The organism is Archangium sp. (assembly GCF_036277355.1).
In the GTDB taxonomy this organism is placed as follows: domain Bacteria; phylum Myxococcota; class Myxococcia; order Myxococcales; family Myxococcaceae; genus Archangium.
In genome coordinates this window covers 1-18655 of the sequence record NZ_DASUNC010000049.1, presented here as the reverse complement: position 1 = coordinate 18655, position 18655 = coordinate 1, and the positions used below count along the sequence as shown (strand labels likewise).

General features: G+C 65.0%; 15 protein-coding genes and 1 tRNA gene. 7 read left to right on the top strand and 9 right to left on the bottom strand.

Annotated features, from left to right (window positions below; genetic code table 11):
* Nucleotides 1-206: 206 nt before the first annotated feature.
* The 3 genes from VFZ09_RS13090 to VFZ09_RS13080 all read left to right on the top strand — a co-directional run bounded on the left by VFZ09_RS13090 (nucleotide 207) and on the right by VFZ09_RS13080 (nucleotide 3412).
* A complete protein-coding gene (locus VFZ09_RS13090) occupies nucleotides 207-1202 on the top strand; it encodes a cyanophycinase (protein ID WP_329727879.1) in 996 nt (331 codons plus the stop codon).
* Nucleotides 1203-1310: 108 nt separating this feature from the next.
* Nucleotides 1311-1514 (top strand): hypothetical protein, encoded by a 204-nt coding sequence (locus tag VFZ09_RS13085; protein ID WP_329727878.1) that lies wholly within the window; start codon nucleotides 1311-1313, stop codon nucleotides 1512-1514.
* A 308-nt stretch (nucleotides 1515-1822) separates the two neighbouring features.
* Entirely contained in the window at nucleotides 1823-3412 is a 1590-nt protein-coding gene (locus VFZ09_RS13080; RefSeq protein ID WP_329727877.1) for an amidohydrolase, read from the top strand.
* A gap of 93 nt (nucleotides 3413-3505) precedes the next feature.
* Here VFZ09_RS13080 and nhaR read toward each other — a convergent pair whose 3' ends face one another.
* Entirely contained in the window at nucleotides 3506-4402 is an 897-nt protein-coding gene (gene nhaR / locus VFZ09_RS13075) for a transcriptional activator NhaR (RefSeq protein ID WP_329727876.1), read from the bottom strand.
* A gap of 195 nt (nucleotides 4403-4597) precedes the next feature.
* On the opposite strand from nhaR, the gene VFZ09_RS13070 reads away from it, so the two are divergent.
* Together VFZ09_RS13070 and VFZ09_RS13065 are read left to right on the top strand one after the other, a co-directional pair.
* Nucleotides 4598-4670, top strand: a tRNA-Phe gene (locus VFZ09_RS13070).
* A 122-nt stretch (nucleotides 4671-4792) separates the two neighbouring features.
* Nucleotides 4793-5734: a hypothetical protein gene (locus tag VFZ09_RS13065; RefSeq protein ID WP_329727875.1), complete on the top strand. Its 942-nt coding sequence runs from the start codon at nucleotides 4793-4795 to the stop codon at nucleotides 5732-5734.
* On the opposite strand, the gene VFZ09_RS13060 is transcribed toward VFZ09_RS13065, so the two are convergent.
* The 3 genes from VFZ09_RS13060 to VFZ09_RS13050 are packed head-to-tail and all read right to left on the bottom strand — an operon-like array spanning nucleotide 5725 to nucleotide 7399.
* On the bottom strand, nucleotides 5725-6216 hold the full coding sequence (locus VFZ09_RS13060; RefSeq protein ID WP_329727874.1) for a hypothetical protein: 492 nt from the start codon (nucleotides 6214-6216) through the stop codon (nucleotides 5725-5727). The two genes, VFZ09_RS13065 and VFZ09_RS13060, sit on opposite strands and share 10 nt — an antisense overlap.
* A complete protein-coding gene (locus tag VFZ09_RS13055; protein WP_329727873.1) occupies nucleotides 6216-6902 on the bottom strand; it encodes a hypothetical protein in 687 nt (228 codons plus the stop codon). Before VFZ09_RS13055 ends, VFZ09_RS13060 begins: the two co-directional genes overlap by 1 nt.
* Nucleotides 6839-7399 (bottom strand): hypothetical protein, encoded by a 561-nt coding sequence (locus VFZ09_RS13050; protein WP_329727872.1) that lies wholly within the window; start codon nucleotides 7397-7399, stop codon nucleotides 6839-6841. The genes VFZ09_RS13055 and VFZ09_RS13050 overlap by 64 nt, the downstream gene beginning before the upstream one ends.
* A 1393-nt stretch (nucleotides 7400-8792) precedes the next feature.
* On the opposite strand from VFZ09_RS13050, the gene VFZ09_RS13045 reads away from it, so the two are divergent.
* Nucleotides 8793-10535, top strand: a complete 1743-nt coding sequence (locus tag VFZ09_RS13045; protein ID WP_329727871.1) for a glycoside hydrolase domain-containing protein — start codon at nucleotides 8793-8795, stop codon at nucleotides 10533-10535.
* Between the two features lie 74 nt (nucleotides 10536-10609).
* Here the strand turns inward: VFZ09_RS13045 and VFZ09_RS13040 are convergent, their stop codons facing one another.
* From VFZ09_RS13040 to dndB, 5 genes are read right to left on the bottom strand one after another with little or no spacing between them, the layout of a single operon-like run.
* Entirely contained in the window at nucleotides 10610-12067 is a 1458-nt protein-coding gene (locus VFZ09_RS13040) for a DNA phosphorothioation-associated putative methyltransferase (RefSeq protein ID WP_329727870.1), read from the bottom strand.
* Nucleotides 12064-12450, bottom strand: coding sequence for a DNA sulfur modification protein DndE (gene dndE, locus VFZ09_RS13035; RefSeq protein WP_329727869.1), 387 nt, complete (start codon nucleotides 12448-12450; stop codon nucleotides 12064-12066). Before dndE ends, VFZ09_RS13040 begins: the two co-directional genes overlap by 4 nt.
* Nucleotides 12451-12457: 7 nt before the next feature.
* Complete coding sequence (dndD, locus tag VFZ09_RS13030) at nucleotides 12458-14434, bottom strand: DNA sulfur modification protein DndD (RefSeq protein WP_329727868.1); 1977 nt, start codon at nucleotides 14432-14434, stop codon at nucleotides 12458-12460.
* Entirely contained in the window at nucleotides 14431-15969 is a 1539-nt protein-coding gene (gene dndC, locus VFZ09_RS13025) for a DNA phosphorothioation system sulfurtransferase DndC (protein WP_329727867.1), read from the bottom strand. Before dndC ends, dndD begins: the two co-directional genes overlap by 4 nt.
* Nucleotides 15956-17110, bottom strand: coding sequence for a DNA sulfur modification protein DndB (dndB, locus tag VFZ09_RS13020; RefSeq protein WP_329727932.1), 1155 nt, complete (start codon nucleotides 17108-17110; stop codon nucleotides 15956-15958). Before dndB ends, dndC begins: the two co-directional genes overlap by 14 nt.
* A 158-nt stretch (nucleotides 17111-17268) precedes the next feature.
* On the opposite strand from dndB, the gene dndA reads away from it, so the two are divergent.
* A complete protein-coding gene (dndA, locus tag VFZ09_RS13015; RefSeq protein WP_329727866.1) occupies nucleotides 17269-18399 on the top strand; it encodes a cysteine desulfurase DndA in 1131 nt (376 codons plus the stop codon).
* Nucleotides 18400-18655: the final 256 nt, after the last annotated feature.

The window sequence follows — 18655 nt, the reverse complement described above, 5'->3', positions numbered from 1 at the left end:
TCACTGGTGACGGTGCGGAGCGCCTCTTGGCACAGCCATGGAGGAGCCGTCCACGCCGCGCGCCGCCGTGGAGACGGCGGCCCGCGCAACGGCACTGGAATGACGATGGAATGACGATGGCATGACGCGAGGCGCGGGGCCCGAGGATTGACCCTTCGCGACGCCGTCACCTAAGAACCGCGCCTCACTCGGAGTGGAGGCTATCCATGATGTTCAAGGATTTGCGTGTGGCGTGTGGAGCGCTGGTGACGGCGGCGGTGCTGGTGGGGACGGGAGCGGAGGCGAAGGTGACGCGGTACCTGACGGGCAACGCGGCGGACGTGAATCCGACGCTGTACGGCCCGGCGCTGAACCTGGGCGGTGGCGGTCCGGACGTGGATCCGGCCATCCAGTGGATGATCGATCAGGCGCGCGGGTGCACCACGTGCGCGACGAAGGTGGACGTGGTCGTCATCCGCGCCACGGGCACCAATGGCTACAACGCGCCCGTCGCCGCGATGAACGGGGTGGACTCGGTGGAGACGCTGGTGGTGCCGAGCTACAACGACGCGAACACGCTCGAGGTGGAGACGGCGGTGCGCAACGCGGAGGTGGTGTTCTTCGCGGGCGGGGACCAGTGCGACTACATCACGTACTACAGCGGAACGCGGCTGCAGCGCGCGGTGGACGCGGTGTGGGCGCGCGGCGGCACGGTGGGCGGCACCAGCGCGGGGGCCATGGTGCAGGGGGAGCACATCTACAACGCGTGCAGTGGCAGCGTGTACTCGGATGAGGCGCTGGCCAACCCCTACAACCGGTACATGACGTTCTCGAAGGACTTCTTCCTGTGGCCGCAGATGGACGAGGTCATCGTGGACACGCACTTCGGGCAGCGGGACCGGATGGGGCGGCTGATGGCCTTCGTGGCGCGGCGGATCCGCGACGGGTACGACGCCACGGTGATGGGGCTGGGCATCAACGAGGGGACGTCGGTGGTGGTGGACAGGAACGGCCTGGCGACGGTGATGGGCGCGGGCCCGGCGTACTTCGTCCAGGGCACGCACGCGCCGGAGAGGTGCGAGCCGGGAGTGGCGCTGAGCTACACGGACTACCGCATCTGGCGGGTGGATGCCGGCGGGCAGTTCAACCTGTGGACGTGGCCCACGAGCGGCTACTACCTGCGCAGCGTGAACAATGGGGTCCTCTCGGCGTCGCCGTACTGAGCGCCCCCGGGGCGCGTGCATCCGATGGAGGACGGAGCGGCGAGGGAGCGCATTGCGGAGGAGGGAGGGGCTCCCTACGGTGGGAGGGGGATGCTTTCAGGAGGACGCATGCGCCATGCCCTGCTCATCACGATAGGAGTGGTCGTTTCCCTGCTGGCCTGCCGGACGACACAGCCCCCGGGAACGGAGAACGCGATGCCGATCCAGGATCCGGCGCAGAAGGAGGACTCGCAGCTGGTGCCGGCGGAGCCGCCGGGGCCCTCGGGTCCGCTCAACATCCCGACGGACACGGACGGAGGAACGCCTCCGTAGCCCCAAGCCGCCGAGGTCGCCCTCGTGAAGAGGAGCCCACCGTGGCTCCTCTCCCTCGCCCTCCGGGAGAGGGGCCGGGGGTGAGGGTATCGAGAACCCCGGGTCGAGCCCACGAGAGCTCCCCGGGTCCCACGGGGACGGTGACAGGGGCGAGCGGCTGGCGCACAGTGGCGCCGTCGATGCGGGGACGTTCATCCCAACACGGAGCAGGAACGAGAGCCCGGAGTGCGGCGCGGATGTGCCTGATGGGGGCACTGGTGCTGGCACTGGGGCAGGGGTGCGCCCGGAGGGCGCCCGAGGGAGCGCGAGTGGAGACGACAGTCTACGTGGCACGGCGGATCCGGACGCTGGACGAGCGGAAGCCGGAGGCTCGGGCGCTGGCGGTGCGGCGGGGGCGGCTGGTGGCGGTGGGGACGAAGGAGGAGGTGCTGAAGGCGGCGGGGGAGGGAGCGCGGGTCGTCGACTATGGCGACGCGGTGATGGTGCCGGGGCTGGTGGACGCGCACGCGCACATCGCGGGGCTGGGCCGGAGCCTGACGGTGGCGCGACTCGAGGGCGCACGATCGGTGGACGAGGTGGTGCGGCGCCTGGCGGAGGCCCCGGCGACGAGCTTCCAGGGCGACTGGCTGGTGGGAAAGGGCTGGGACCAGAACGGGTGGCCGGGCCAGCGCTTCCCCGGGAGGAGCGAGCTGGACGCGCGCTTCCCGCGGACGCCGGTGTACCTGACGCGGGTGGACCACCACGCGGCGTGGGTGAACGGGGAGGCGCTGAGGCGAGCGGGAATCTCGCGCGAGACGCCGGACCCGGCGGGAGGGCGGATCCTCCGGGACGAGAAGGGGGAGCCGACGGGGGTGCTGGTGGACAACGCGATGGACCTGGTGGTGAAGGGGGTGCCGCCGCCGACGGACGAGCAGCTGGAGGCGAGACTCTCGGCGGCGCTGGAGCGCTGCGCGCAGGTGGGGCTGACGGGGGTGCACGACGCGGGGATGGACCTGCGGACGTTCCGGAAGCTGCAGGCGTGGGACATGGCGGGGCGGCTGCCGGTGCGGGTGTACGCGATGGCGGACGGGCAGGGGGAGGACCGGCACACGTACCTGGAGCTGGGGACGTACGGGGGGCGGATGCTGGAGATGAAGGCGGTGAAGTTCCTGCTGGACGGGGCGCTGGGCTCGCGAGGGGCGGCGCTGCACGAGGCCTACAGTGACGCGCCGGGGGAGACGGGGCTGTTGCTGATGGAGCCGGAGGAACTGGCGAGGAGGACGTGGGCCTTCATGGAGCGGGGCTTCCAGGTGTGCGTGCACGCGATTGGAGACCGGGCGAACACGCTGGTGGTGGACACGCTGATCCGCGCGTCGGCGGCGACGGGGACGAAGCCGCTGAGGCACCGGGTGGAGCACGCGCAGATATTGAGGCCCGAGGACATCCGGAAGCTGGGGGAAGCGGGGCTGGTGGCGAGCGTGCAGCCGGCGCACGCGACGAGCGACATGGGGTGGGCGGAGGCGAGGCTGGGGGCGGAGCGGCTGAAGGGGGCGTACGCGTGGAAGAGCCTGAAGGAGGCGGGGGCGGTGCTGGCGTTGGGGAGTGACTTCCCCATCGAGAACCCGGACGTGCTGGCGGGGCTGTACGCGGCGAGGACGCGTCAGGACGCGGCGGGGAAGCCGGAGGGAGGGTGGCAGCGGCAGGAGCGGCTGACGGGACAGGAAGCGCTGGAGGGCTTCACGGTGGGGCCGGCGTGGGCGTCGTTCGCGGAGGAGCGGAGGGGGCGTCTGGTGGAGGGGATGGACGCGGACTTCACGGTGCTGTCGGTGGACCCGGTGTCGGACGAGGCGAAGGCCCTGGTGGACGCGAAGGTGGTGGCCACGGTGGTGGACGGCCGCGAGGTGCACCGTTCCCCGTGAACCAGCACCCCCCACTCTGTTCAATCTCCCCTCGCCCTCCGGGAGAGGGACGGGGTGAGGGTGCCACGCATCCCGGGTTCCCCCCCGGAGCCCCTACCCGAACAACCGTGAGCGAGCGGTCTCGGCGATGGCGACGACGGCGGGATGGCGCAGCCGGCGCTCGACGGAGATGGCGTAGAAGCAGGTCTCGATGTCATCGGTGCGGCCGATGACGGAGACGTTGAACTGGCGGGAGACCTCGTCCTCGATGACGGAGGGGATGGCGAAGACGCCGTGGCCGCGCTGGCCGAAGGCCTTGATGAGGGCGCTGTCGTCGAAGTCGCCGACGATGACGGGGTGGATGCCCTGGGAGTCGAACCAGAGCTCGAGCGAGCGGCGGACGGAGGAGGAGTCCGAGGGCAGGAGCATGGGGGCGGCGTCGAGCGAGCGGGGAAAACCCTTGGCGAGGTGGGCGAGCCTGGGGGCGGCGAAGAAGGAGACGCCGCACTTGCCGAGCAGGTGGTTGAAGGCGCGGATGCTGACGGGCTCGGAGGAGGGGGCGTCGGCGATGACGGCGTCGAGCTCGTGGAGGGCGAGGGAGGCGAGGAGTTGGGGGAGGGGGCCTTCCTTGCAGGTGATGTGGATGTCGGGGGAGACGTCGAAGGCGGGCTGGAGGAGCCGCTCGGCGACGAGCTTGGGGACGACATCGGTGACGCCGACGGAGAAGCGGAGGTGCTGGCCGGAGGGGAGGCCGTTGACGACGTTCTTGAGCTCGTTGCCGAGGCGGAAGATGTCCTCGGCGTAGCGCAGGACGGTGCGGCCGACGTCGGTGAGGACGAGGCGGCGGCCCTGCCGCTCGAAGAGCTTGTGGCCGAGCGACTCCTCGAGGAGCTTGAGCTGGGCGCTGATGGTGGGTTGGGCGAGGCGGAGCTCCTGGCTGGCCTTGGCGATGGAGCCGGCGCGGGCGACGGTCCAGAAGTAGAGGAGGTGGTGGTAGTTGAGCCAGCTCACGCGAGGGGCCTCCAGGAGGACAGGGGAGGATCTAACGGGAAAACGCACGGGCGGTGCGTGGGAGAAGGAGGGACGGAGGCCGGGCGTGCGAGCGGGAGAGGGGAAGGGGGAGAAGTGGAGGGGAGTTGAAGAACCCGCTTGACGGGAGGGCCGAGTCCCCGTAAATCGCCCGTACTTCGCGCGGTTGAGCAGCACGCCCAGGTAGCTCAGTTGGTAGAGCAGGGGACTGAAAATCCCCGTGTCGGTGGTTCGATTCCGCCCCTGGGCACACAAAGCAAAGAGTTCTCAGGGCGTCGGACTTCGGTTCGACGCCCTTTCTTTTTACCCGCGAAGCTCATGGGCAAAATACGGGCAAGCCCCCGCACGTTCTCCCCAATGGAGGTCGAGGACATGGGCGAGGGCACGAGCAAGAGCCAGGACTACGCGGAGACGTGGGAGGGCGGGTTCGTCCGCCACGATTCGAAGGGCCGGAAGGTCTACGTGATCCGCCGCATGATCAACGGGCGGAGCTACAAGGTCAGCACCCGGGCCAGCACGCTCCGTGCGGCCATGGAGCAGCTCAAGCGGTTCGAGACCGACCCGGAGAACTACAACCCGGCGGGCCTGCCGCACGAGCAGCCGATCTACCTGGATGCGCCGCTCGCGGAAGAGTTCCTGCTGTGGAGCCGGGACACGAAGAAGAACTCACGCGAGTGGCTGGAGAAGCAGCAGCGTTACCTCGCGTGGTGGGCGGACCAGCTCAAGGGGCTCGACCTGCGGAAGCTCAGCCTCGTGGACCACATCAAGCCCGCGTTGAAGACAGCCGGAAACGTCCCCCACCGGATCGCGGTGCTCAAGAGCCTCTACTCCTGGCTGCGCAAGGAGAAGCACCTGCTCTCGGTGAACGAGGACCCGACGTTCCAGACGTTGGTGGTGCCCCAGGCGAGGCCCGAGCAGTGGAAGCGGGACAAGGTGATTCCCCGAGAGCACTACCTCCTGGCCCGGGAGCACCTGGCTCCCTACTGGCGTGACGGGATGGATGTGCAGGCGGGCACCGGCTGGCACGTCACGGAACTGGTGCGCTTCGCCAAGATGGGAAGCGTGGAGCCGTACCGGGGCGATGCCGAGGGTGTCGCGGGCGTGTTGGGGTGTCCGCAGACCAAGAGCGGCGAGCCCCTGCGTACCGCTGTGTCCGCCGACGTGTGGGAGGCCGGGAGACGGCTACTTGAGAGAGGCACGCAGGCGGCTTGCCCCGACAGGACCTACGAGCCGACCAGAGTGATCGTAGGTGCTACCGGGGCAAGCCCATCGCCCCACGATGCCCGGAATGGCGGCTACGGACGCTACTTTTGAGTCGCTGACTGGTCAGTCGAAGCGGGTGCCGCAGTTGGCGGTGGCACTGCCGGCTGTGCTTGATCAATCGGCGGATGACGCCGACCGCGATTGTGCGCCTTCGCCGCGAGCGCTTTGCTGCGCGTCTTCACGGCTTTCTGGTCGAGCCCTCGAAAGTCGATGGATCCATGCGCGGGATCTGGATGCGGGTGGGGCGGCTCGACAGGCGACCAGTAAGACTTCATGCCAACATCCGCAACTTCCTGGGTCGTGACGGCCCACACTCCCGCCGAGGGGAAGCCGAGCGTCTTCGTGTAGTGCTCGTAGCTCTGCTCGGCGCTCGTGCGCGAACCGCATGACACCGAGAGGAGCCCTTCGTCCTTGGGCCATGGACTGAACGCGACACTCGTCACTCGGCCGTCGTTCAGCCATGCACTACTTGGGCTCACTTGGCGGTACAAGTGTTCGCCGGACGGCACCAGTTCCTCCTTCAGTACGGACATCAGGCCACCTCCGAGCCGAACGTGCCGTACTGCATCAAGAATGCGACGAGGCTTCCCACTCCCGTCCGCGTTCCGAGGTCCAGCGTTTCCTCCGCGTCTTCAAGCGTCTCCACATTCGCCGCGTGCATCCACGCGCTCTTCTTTTCAAGGTCGATGGTCGCGCTGACTTCCCAGGTGCCGAACGACCATTCGGCTTCTACCTCGCCGTCGGGAGTAGCATAGAGGCGCGGCTTGGGTAGGTAGCGCTCAACCATCAGGCCGATCAGCAACCCCTCCAGCCACGACAACCCTTCCTCAGGTAGCGCGCGGCCATGCTCGTTGTCGAGCCACCCTGGTTTCAGGGTTTGGAGTTCCTTGATGCGTTCCTCAACCTGGCGCACGCTCGCCTCGTTGCTTCCAGACCAACCGCGCGCTTCGCGGATATCGTTGATCTTCTGCGGAATGTGGTCGTGAGTAAAGGTGACCTCCCCTAAAACACGCACCCTGGAGAAGTTCTTCTCGTTGATGGCCTTCGCCAAGGCGCCCGCAGTACTGGCAGTGTGACTCCCGACCACGTAGTAACCATCGAGAGTGCGGAGGCGGAAGCGCCCGGTATCCCAGTCGAAGCCAACGACGGTTTCGCTCAGTTCCGCGAGCTTCCGATAGGAGGGCTGTGCCAGGCGGGACTCAATGAGCACGCGCACCATGGCGTCGTACTGGGGCCTGCTGCCCGGGATGGGCCGCGGAATTCGAGCGACTCATCGTCCTGGAGGTACTTGCCGAGGGCGAGCAGGTCCTCGAGAAATTCCTCGGGGAAGTCGTCGGGCAACGCCTGCTGAGTGGCCAGGGCGTGGATTGTATCCGAGATAATATCCCGGGCCTCGTCATAGTAGTCGCCCGCCTGCCCAGCATCCAAGGGGTCGATCGTCACGCCAGCGAACTGCGCCTCCGCACGTGCAAACACCGGCACGGCGCAGTCCTTCTCGACGTTCTGCAACTTAAGTTGGAACGCGTCCTCGAAGTGGGCGGGGACGCGGATCCGGTTGTTCCTCTTCCGGAAGAGGGCCATCGCGAGGTCCCGCACCAAGTTCTTGTAGGCCAGGAACTGCGGCAGCACGTCGACCGGGATGGCGTGGTCGTCGAATCGTCCCCCTCGGAAAACGGGAGCGGCGAACACCTTCAAGTCACTGGGGTCGCTGGACATGGCGGGCGGCGGGTTCTCCCAGAAGGAGCGTACCGCATGCAACCGACAATTTACGACGCCTTGCAGGCGAGTGTCGTAGCGCGTGCGCCATCGGATATGCGGATGTAGATCCTGATCGCACATGCCGCGACCGGGATGTGACACCTGCTCCAGAAGGGGGGGCAGCCTCGTCAGCGGCTCACACCTGGAGCCCACCAGGGCTGCCCCGTGGGTATTCACGGCATAGCTCCCGGATGGAACAGTTCCACCTTCATGGCCACTCGTCCTTGCTCCTCGGGCCTGATGGTGTTCTCGCCCACCAACTTCGCGCGGCCCGGCATCTCCGTAGTCGTGGCCCGTCAAAGCCGCGTGCTCCTCGGGATAAGGCTCATGGCGGTCATCCCCGCTGACGTCCTGGCTGGTCGGCTAGTGCGCCTTCATCCAATCCACCCGAGGAGGAACGCAGATGGAACACATCGGCCTCTCGGCCGAGCTGGGGGAAATTCGTTACGCCATCGAGGGCGCCCATTGGATCGCGGACAGCGTCGCCATGGGCGCGGTGCCCGACCCGGCTCGGACGCACAGCGCGCCCGTCATCATCAGCGCCATCCTGCTGCTGGTGGAGAACAGGCTGCATCAGCTCGGCCGTGTACTTCGAGGCGAGGAGAACCCGGCGCACCTGATGACGCCGCACAACGCCACCGCCCAGGAGGAGGCGGACAAGGATGACGTGGTTCTGCGGGCCTGGGACTGGAGCGCGATGTCGAGGCCGTCTCCGTCCAAGCAGAAGGACACCGAGCAACCCCGTCCAGCAGCGGGAACGGAGCCCATCCCTCCGTTGGAGAAAAGCCCTCCCGTCGAGCCCAACAAGCAGGGGGGGAACAACCGCCCCCCACCGAGGAGCGGAGCTGACCGTCTGCTGCTCGGCTCGGACCTGGAGTACCAGGGGAAAGAAGCTGGCCACCTCACCACTCAACCGCCGGGGAGCAGCGGCCATCTTGATCGGAGTGGCCGAACACCTGCGGGAAGTGATGCGGCATGGGCGGTGAAGGCCCGGAGGCGAGGACCGGTCCCCGTTGCACCAGCACCCACCGTGGTGTTCCCGGTCTCGTCCGGGCGGTGTGGCGGGGGCCGGGTTGTCGGGCACCAGCTCCGGTGCAACTCCACCGCCGGAAGTCCCCGGTCACTTCTCCCAGAGGAGCGCTCTCCACCTTCGAGTAAGGGATCCTGTCGGAGTGGGTAGTGTTTTTGCCCCGAGCCCGAAGGCAACCTGGACCCGGGGGCACGTGCCAGGGGCTGCCTGGAGCGGGGACGGCCAGCACCGCGGTTGCCCCTTCCTCCGCGCCCATTCTGTTCACCCGACACCGGAGGACAGGACGACGGGGGCGGGACTCATTCCCATGGTGAACACACCATGAGCGCTCTCGTGTGGGTCGTCGGTGTGTTGGCGCTGGTTCTCGGCATGCCCGCCAGGGCGGGCTCCGGTCCCTCGGCCTGGGGGTTGGGTGCCATGGAGAAGGTGCGGCCCCAGACGCCACCGGGTGACGGCTCGCGCGTGCAGCTGTTCGCCGCGCGCAACGAGTTCGTCTCCTTCCAGGTGGGACTGCACGGAGGGGACTGGGGCTGGCCTGGGGTGAGCGCACGCCTCTCCGCGTTGGAGGGCCCCGGCCGCATCGAGGGGGGGGACCTCGTCCTCTACCGGGAGACGCTGGTGCCCGTCGCCCACCAGTCGCTGTCGGGCGTGGAGGTGGGGGCGTGGCCAGACGGACTGGTGCCAGACACCGACGAGACGGTGGGCGAGAAGCGTCTGGCCTTCCCCCTGGACGTGCCCGCGCACGAGTCGCGTGCCCTCTGGGTGGACGTGCACGTGCCCATGGGCGCACCCCCGGGCGACTACCACGGCTCGGTCGAGGTGGTGGGCGGCGGGTCCTTCGCGCGGGTGGAGGTGTCCCTCACCGTGGTGGACTGGGTGATGCCGAGCACGTCGTCGTTGCGGACGAGCTTCTCCGTCTGGACTCCCAGCCTGTGCATGGCCTTCACCGGGCAGCGGGAGTGCTCCCGGGAGGAGCAGCTCCGGTTGTCGTCGGACTTCCTGAAGCTGGGGCTCGAGCACCGCATCACGCTCTCCAGCCGGTTCGATCCCCAGGATCGTCCGGACTGGGCCACCTTCGACACCTGGTGGGGCCCGTACGTCGAGGGCCTCGCGCCCCTGCGTCTGCCGGGAGCGCGGATGACGAGCGTGGAGTATCTGGGCGATTTCACTGCCGAGGCGCTCGCGGACTTCGGAGTCCAGGCGGGAGCGCGCGGCTGGTTGCCCCGTGCCTTGAGCTTTCCGGGCGACGAGCCCCCCTATGGCATCTCGTTCGACGAGGTGCGGGCCCGTGCCAGGCTGTCACGGCAGGCGGAGCCGCGGTTGCGCACGGTGCTCACCATCTCCTCCCTTCAGGAGTTGGAGCGGCAAGGGTTGAGCGAGCTCATCGACATCGCCACGGTGACGGTCATCTGGCTCTACACGATGCCGGAGCAACGCGTGGGGGCCGGGGCGATCTCTCGCTACGAGGCCTTCCTCGGCCGGAGGGAGCGGGAGCTGTGGGTCTACCAGAGCTGTGTGACCCACGGCTGTGGCGGCGCCGCGCCAGGGGGGGATTGGCCCTCGTACATGGTGGACCGTCCGTCCTCGAGCGCGCGCGCACTGGAGTGGATCTCCTTCCAGGTGGGCGCGACGGGAGAGCTCTACTATCAGGTGGCGCAGATGCTCTCCACGGCGTGGACGAACCAGAACGCCTTTGGAGGTTTTGGTGACGGGACGCTCTTCTATCCGGGGACGGTCTCCGCCATTGGGGGGAGCACGGGCGTGCCCCTGCCGTCCATGCGGCTCAAGCTCATCCGCCTGGGGATGCAGGACTACGAGTGGTTGAAGGCGGTGGGGGACGCGGGGGACGCCGCGTTCGCGCGAGGGGTTGCGCAAGAGCTCATCCCCACGCCCTGGCAGGTGCCCGGCGACGGCGAACTCTTCGAGCGGTCCCGAGTGCTCCTCATCCAGCGTTACCTCACCCTCATGGGAGCCGCGGTTCCCGAGTCCGTGACGGCGTACCTCCGCGAGCACCCCGGTCCGCCCACGCGTGACTTGTTCACACCGGTGCGCTCGGCGGAGTAGGACCGGGACGGCGGCTCGGAACGAAGGCACGTCTGAACCACGAAGTACGGGAGAGCCACAAGACCGGGCTAGGCTCAGCCCCTGCTCAACACGACGCGATGCCCTCGGAGGCTCACTCCGCGTTCCTGAAGGACCTGCTCCCATCCAGCCTGTGTGCCGATCCGCTCTGGGGACTCATACAACCCATGACGCTCCTCCTGGGCTGTGAGCCGGGCGAACTTCGCATGCTGAGGGTACGCTTCCGCGACGAATTCTTCTTTGCGGTGAAGGATGGGCGGGTTTTTCGAGTTGCTGAAGTGCCGCACCTCGATGCGGAACGTCTGGAGTGCGACGAGCAACGAGGAATCCAGGCGGGGATGTGGATCGGTATCGAAGCCCGGATACGAGAGGTAGGAGACTTGAGGGCTGCCGCGGTGCAGTTTGATGACGTTCGCGCTCTCGACGGCACCGATGAAGGCACGTGCGCATCCCTCGTAGATTCTGAGCACTGGGGCCAGCTTGTCGAGGGCTGATACGTGTACGTAGAGCGCCGAGGGGGTTTGCTTGCCGATCTTCGATTGCTGGCAGAGCCGGTCCACACTGGGCATGTGACCTGCTGAGAACAGCAAAGCATCCGCCAGTTCGCAGGCCGCCTTGTACGAGGTGAAGAACGCCCGCATGTCGAGCTGGAGCGGGGCAGAAAGCTCGGTGAGCCGAGGGCGCCGGCTGAACCGTGAGAGTGCAAGGTAGATGAGGAGGTCCTCCGTGCGTTGTTGCTGCACGTCCTCCCACTGAGCCTCGTCCACGACAGCGCGGACGACGCGGAACGCGCGTTGAATCGAGCCGAACGCTTCGCAGATGGCCTGGGCGCCGCTCAGTTCTTCCTGTTGCGGCAGTCGACCCTGGTGGCCAAGGAAATCGAGCAGCGGTTGCAAGATGTCCTTGTGGCGCTCGAAGAGTTCGTCGGAGCGACGGACGCGAGGGGCCGCACCGAGCCGTCGATACCGGGATGCGAGGAATGTCTGCCGGGCAGCCTCGTCTCGGAAGATGTAGAAGACGCCAGGACCCGCGGGCACGCTCGCTACTTCCAGAGTGCCGTCAATCCAGCGGCGGAGCTCATCTTGGTGGTAGAGCTTCTGGAATGTTCCCAGGCGAGTCACGAACCCGTCCTGGTGGCAGCCACCGATGATCTGATGGGCCTCCACTTCGAGTCGGGCTGCTACGACGAGGACCTTCGTGGCCAGCGACCAGGCGGTACGGAGTACCTCGGCTCGCTCCGCCACATCCTCGATGACGTTCACGACGTACCCGAGATTGACGACATCCGCCTGGTTTCGAGGTCCATCAGGACGGTGGGCGGGGTCCCACCCATCGCAATCAATGCCTTGCTCGCGCAGGCGCCGGATGTCCCCTCCTCGCCCGCATCCGTAATCGAGGACGCGGGTGCTCTGCGTAATGACGCCGTCATTCAGCGCCAGACGGGCTGGACGAGACAGGTCCGTTCGCGCGAGTGCAGTCCGGTGACGCGCGAAGCCCGGTGCAGCCTCGCTCACGGCGAGAGTCCAGGAATGCGCCGGAACAAGTCGGCGACATCGCGCATCTTCTTGTCGGCGAACAGGTACCCGATGCCCCGGTGAAGGTGCAGTCGGAACTGGTCCGCGAGAACTTCGTCGGAGAGCTCCAGACCATCACGAAGACAACGAGCCCGCAGAAGGGCCTCGTATATCTCTGCGTGCTCACCTCCGAATGTCTTCCACGTCATCTCCACCGAACTGTCCGCCGGAATCCGGATGGAATGCGGCGGTGTGGGCTCGGCAAGCGACGTGCAGAACGCCCACCGGCACAGAACGTTCCAGTGCATGATGCCCGTGACGCGCTTGAGCTTGATGAGCTGTTCCTTCGCCTGCTGGGACAGCTTGATGTGCTCGATCACCATGTACGCCCTACCCCCAGAAGTAACCTTTTTCCACGCGAGAGGACTGCTCCTGACCGTCATAAGCCAGCCGGTAGGAGAGACACACGGAGGACTTCAAGCGTTCGAGGCCTGATTCATCGATCTCCTGATCCGTGGAGAGCAGGATCACCTGATGGCTGGCGAAGGGGAAGTAACGCTCGACGAGATGGCTGCGGTGTACAGAGTCGAGCCGCCCCAACGGAGTATCGATGACGACAGGAAGGGGGCGTCCGGCGGCACGCGCGAGCCCCCAGATGATGGAGATCGCGAGCAGCTGCCGTTCGCCAGCGGAAAGACGCTCGGGAGGCAGTGGCTGGTCATCCCTGCCGAACATCGAGAGGTGGTACGTCGATGGATCGATCGCCAGCCGAGTCACCAGCGAATCCTTGCGGATCAGGTGGCTGAATCCTTCCAGGATGAGTTGCTCGATGCGCCGCACGTGCCGCTCGGCCACCTTTTTACGGAACTGCTCCATGGCCGAGCGGACGCCTTGTGCATGCTGGATGATGCGGTTGGCTTCCTCTTGGCGGAAGCGATCATCCACTTCGTGCTCGACCAGCTTGGTATAGGCATCCCACTTGCGTGAGCGTTCCAGCTGGAGGCGCTCGACTTCTTCTGCGGCGACCTGCAACTCGGCTTCCGCTTTCGCGAGGGCTTTCCTGGCCTCCTCTAGCTGGCGGACCAAGTCACCGATGGCTTCTTCATCGGGCAGCATCTCGAGCGTACGATCCGCCCGCGTGAGTTCCTGTTGGAGAGAGTCGACTTCACGCAGCAGCACCGTGCCGGTCGCCTGGACCTCGGAGAGAAGGGCGCCGCGTAGGCTCGCCAGGTCACGGTTGGCTTCGTCCGTGAGGCGAAGGCTTGGTCCCTCGGAATGAACAGGCTTACGGTTCTCCCGATCTTGAGTCAGGTAACGTGCGAGCCGGGTCAGTACTGCGGACGGTGTTCCGGCCCGCTTTGCTTCCGACAGGAGCTTCTCGTCCCGCTCGGAAAGGACGGTGAGCAGCTCTTCTTTCAACTTGGAGTCAGGGGATTCCGATCTGGCAGCCACCTCGTCGAGTAGCTCCCTGACCAGGAGCAGCGGCGCAGCACTTTCAGACAACTCGCGGAGACGATCGTAGGTTCTTTCGAGACTGTCAGCAGTCGTCTGACGCGCTGCTTCATGCTCGGCGCGCTTGGTATAGAGCTCGCCTCCTGCCCTGCGGAACTTCTCTTCGAGGTCGCGAACGCGTTTCTTCTGACGATCGACCTGGTTCTGTTTCGACCCGCGGGTTGTGACCGCCTCGGAGTAGCGCTCCTTGATTTGCTCGACCTCTGTATTCGCAGCCGCGAGCTTGTTCTGATCCTCTTGGGAGCGTTGCTTTTCCCGGTTGCGACGCTCGACCACCTTCAAATCCGTTTGGAGCAAATCAACCAAGTCGAGTCCAAGCAGCGACTGGAGCGCAGTGGCCAGCACATCCGCGGAGCCTTCCAGGTCCGCGAGCGATTCGATCTTTTCGCCGTCGAAGAAGAAGAATCCGGAGAGCCGTGATGGGATGAACTCCTCTACCATCTCGGTCCAATTCTCTGTAGCGACGGGATCCAGTTTGCCATCGCAAAGCACCTCGAGGTGCTCACGCACCGTCCGCCCTTTCGCGGACCAGGCGCGGTGAATTCGGAAGATGCGCTCGACTCCATCGACACGGTGGCGGAACCGTAGCTCAAGAGCCGCACCATCCTGTGGGTCGATAGCGCGATGGATGCAACGGCGTAGGAACTCCTCGTAGGAGAGTTCCCGGCGATTCGAGCAATCGGCGAGCTTTCCGTAGAGAACGAGCTTCAGGGCATCGAGCAGGGTCGTCTTACCGCTGCCGTTCAGTCCGCCAAAGAGAATGATCGGCTTGTTCTTCGAGGTGGGCGTCAACTCGATGACGTGACGCCCGTGATAGATGCCGAAGTTGTGGAGGATGAGCTGGTCGAGAATCATGAGACGGCCTGGTCCTGAGAGTCCGTCGAAGACTCTCCGGACAACAAGTCGAGCTGCTGCGGCTCCAGGGTCTGACGCATTTCGTCGATCTTCTCTCGTGCGTCCTGCCGAGCGACGGCGTACTTCGTCGCATCGGCAGCATCCGTGAAGAAGCCTTTCTTGATGGAACCCTCCAACGCATCGAAGAGACCCGTGCGTCTTGACATGGAGCGATGGCGTCGCTCGATGTCGAGCAGCTCGCGTGCGAGCTCGAAGCGCAGGCGATCCTGCCCGCAGACCTCGCGTAGAAGTTCCATGTCCTCGGCGCTGAAGATCAGGTTGTCGTCGAGAGCAGGACCCGGGTAGGGCTCCTCCATGGCCTGGGCGTAGATACGAGGAAGGTTGTCCTCGATCTCGTGCTTTTCGACCACCCAGATGCGTCGGATCTCCTGCATCTCGGGGAGCGAGATGAGCTCGATGCTGCGGACGTGCTCGGGGCCATTGTTGCGCACCCATCGTTGGGCCTTGAGCACACGGTACAGCCAGTTTTCACGAGCGGACTGTGTGTAGGGTCCGGGGATGGGCCTTCCGTGATGGAGCTGAACGAGACCGTTCATGCGGCGAAAGTCGCGCAGGTGCTTGTCGTCCGTGACATCCAGTTCGTCACGCAGCTTCAACAACGGGAGCATCCACTCCTTCTCCTCGTCGTTCTGGATCATGGCCTGCATCGACTTGTCTTTTTCCACCAGCGTGCAGACCCAGCAGCCGAAGCGGCTGTCTCCGCAACTGGGAGTCGTGTCGTCGACCACGAGCGGGCACTCTCCATCGGCGGAGGCCCCCTGGTACATGGTCAGCAAGTCCTTGTTCTTGTAACCCCAGGTATTGGGGTACTGCATCAGGAACATCCAGACGTCATCGTTCGTCCAGTCCTCGATGGGACTGTAGATGAGGGAGTTGGGCAGGTTGGCGTTGGGACTGAGGCGTTCCCGCACGCGCCTTCGCTCGTGGCGCTCCATGGCGCGGGCCCGGGCGGCACTTTCCGCTTTCCGCGTGCCGAGCACGAGGATGACCTCGCCACTCTTGCGGACAACGTTGCTGATGAACGCGTTGGAAGGGCGGATCTTCAGCCGGTAGGTGCACCACCTGAACTTAGGGCGTGGCGCTGGGTACCCCTTGCCAATGAGGTTGACCCAGAACGTGTCCGTGACCTCGGGGGTGAGCCGGCGCGGCTCGATGGGCATGCCCGCACTGGCCGCGCTCTTCTTCATCGTCTCGAGCGATTGGGACACCCAGGCGGCAACGACCGGGTTCTCCACCAGGGTATCGGTGCTGATGACGTGGATGGTCTTCGTCCGCTTCTCTGCGGGAAGCCCGGCGAGCGCCATCCAGACGAGTTGGAGGCACGCGGTCGAATCCTTTCCTCCGCTGTAGCCCACCACCCATGGAACCTGGTCTGCCAGATAGAGTTCCTGGATCTCCTCGACCAGTGAGGCAATCACCTGCTTCATGCCAAGGGCATCGAAGGCGGAGCCCCGCTTTGAATCAGTTCGCTGCATGTTCTCCTCGCAGCAAGGCGTCCTCGATACGCTGCTCTTCAGGAGTCAGCAGGAGTCCGAGGTGGGCCTTGATGAGGTTCGTAGTCAGGGTGACGTGCGTACCGGCTTTCGATACCCGGCCACCCACGAGGGCTCGGCCCTCCCAGAGCTTCGCGTTCGAGCGCGACCAATCGAGCCGCGAGAGCTTCTTCAGGGACTTCTTCCAGGCTTGTGGCTGCTCACGCAGAAGCGTATTGCCGACACGGCCGAGGGCTTGGAGGACGACTCCGTGCGTATGAAGCAGATCGCGACGCACTTCCGCGGCGCTCAGCTTCTGCTCCAGAACTTGCTGCCACTCGGGGAACAGCTTCGCGGTCTCATCCCAGAAGGCCGTCGCCAATTCCCGGCGCTCCTCGTCGCTGAGATCCTCCAAGCGGGCCAGGAGGGCTCGGGTCGCCGTGTACAATGCGCTCAGGGTGAACAGCTTCCGCGAGCGGGCAGAGAGGGTGCTACGTTCCATCTCCGTGAGGTCACGGTAGAGAGGCAGCTTCAGCACCGAGTGTTTGACGACCTTCGCGCCGTCCTCTCGATGGTCGTACAGCACTCCCAGCGAAGTCGATGGACGGATGGCGTGCCGATTGAGGTCCGCGAACATCTGCTGGCAGCGCTCGAGACCAGTGTCGAGGAAGAAGACGACGGCGATGGTCTCGTCAGCCAGGTCCGGGTTCTCGCGGATGGCGGCCTCGATGGCGGCGCGGCGATGCTGCCCGTCGTTGATGACGAACCGCGCGTGCATCGACACTTGGAGGCTACCGAGCTTCTGTGCGTCGCCGGTCTCGCCTAGGGGCTCGAAGCGTACGTCTCCGTCAATGGATGCGGTGAGCGCCGAGAACGTGTAGGAGTCGCGGTTCCCCAGGATGTAGCGCGCCATTTCCGGGATGCGCCCCTTATTGAGGACTCGCTGTGCGCGCAGCTCTGGGACCAGCTCGTCCTCGTTGAAGAGGAAGATGCGGGGGATGAGCCGCAGCGGGCACATGGAGACGTAGAACTCCCGGTGGGCCTGTACTCCCCGGATGGCGGGGAATACGTACCCAAAGGCGGCCGGAGATTGCGACCGACGTCCGGAAGATGACGTATCAGATAGGCCAGGAGCACGACGCATGAAGTCATGTGGCGTATCTTTGATGACGCCCATGCGTCAATAAGAAAGATGACGCCTGTACGTCAACAAAAAAGCAAACAGGGCGAAAAAATCAAGATCCTGGCCGACTGACTTCGGGGGGTATACCTAGTTGGGCGCACCTGAAGGAGGACTCAGCGGTGACGGCCTACCTCGACTGCAACGCGACAACCCCCATGGAGCCCGAGGTCCGGGACGTAGTGCTGCGGTTCATGGCCGAGGATTTCGGCAATGCCGGCAGCCGGACGCACGACTTCGGAATTCGGGCGCAGCAGGCGGTCCAACGTGCCCGGGAGCAGGTCGCAGCCGTGCTTGGAGCGAAGCGGGACGAAGTCCTGTTTACCAGCGGAGCGACCGAGAGCAACAATCTGGCAATTCTCGGGTTGGCGCCGCACGGTGAGAAAACGGGGCGGCGGCACATCGTAAGCACGGCGATCGAGCACAAAGCTGTACTCGAACCCCTTGAGCGACTGCGCAAGTGCGGCTTTGAGGTTACGCTCGTTCCTCCTACGGGGGGCGGCTGGGTGGACGCGGATGCAATCCGTTCAGCACTTCGCCCAGACACACTGCTTGTGTCTGTGATGCACGTGAACAATGAGACCGGAGTCCTGCAACCACTGGATGAGATATGTCGCGTATTAACGGATCACCCAGCATATTTGCACACGGATGCTGCTCAGGGATTCGGCAAGGAGTTCAAGGCGATACGCAACCCAAGAATTGACTTAATAAGTATCAGTGGCCACAAAATTTATGGCCCCAAAGGCGTTGGCGCTCTCCTTATGCGGCGTCGGGATTATGAGCGAGTTCCGCTTACCCCTTTGATGGTGGGTGGAGGGCAAGAGCGAGGGCTTCGCCCTGGAACTGTCGCTGTGCCACTTGTTGTTGGATTGGGACTGGCTGCTGAAATAGCTCTGTGCGACAATGAGCGACGGCAACGCATGATTCTGAAAATGCGTGAAGAGGCTTTGGCTTCGCTTAAACCGCTAAATGTTACGATCCACGGAGATACGGAACGCACTTTGCCTCATGTCCTGAATATATCCTTCCCGGGGGTGGATTCGGAAGCTGTGATGCTAGCGTGGAAAGGTATTTCAGCAGTTTCTAACGGGGCTGCCTGCACTTCACAGTCTTACACGCTTAGCCATGTGTTGTTGGCAATGGGATTCGCGGACGCTGATGTTCGCCGAGCCGTGCGCATTTCGTGGTGTCATCTAACTGGTCGCGTTGACTGGGCTGGTATGGCAGCTGCTATTGTACGACTGATTTGATAATCTCTGATGCTCCTGTTTCGGTAAGGCGCCTTTCTCAATGGGGTCGCTTGGGGCGAAGTCTTGGAATGGTCCTTACCGAAACTGATTTTAAACGCAGAGAATCTCAAATGCGCCTAGTACTACAGTGGGACTTTGGCGCGAGGGTCTCTGCGTCGGTAATGGCAGCGTTTGGCGATGGCCTGATGGCGGCGTCGCCAGCGGCTCCAGTGCAGGACGAAGTCCAAGGCCGGCCGCACCACCCAAGCGATGTTCA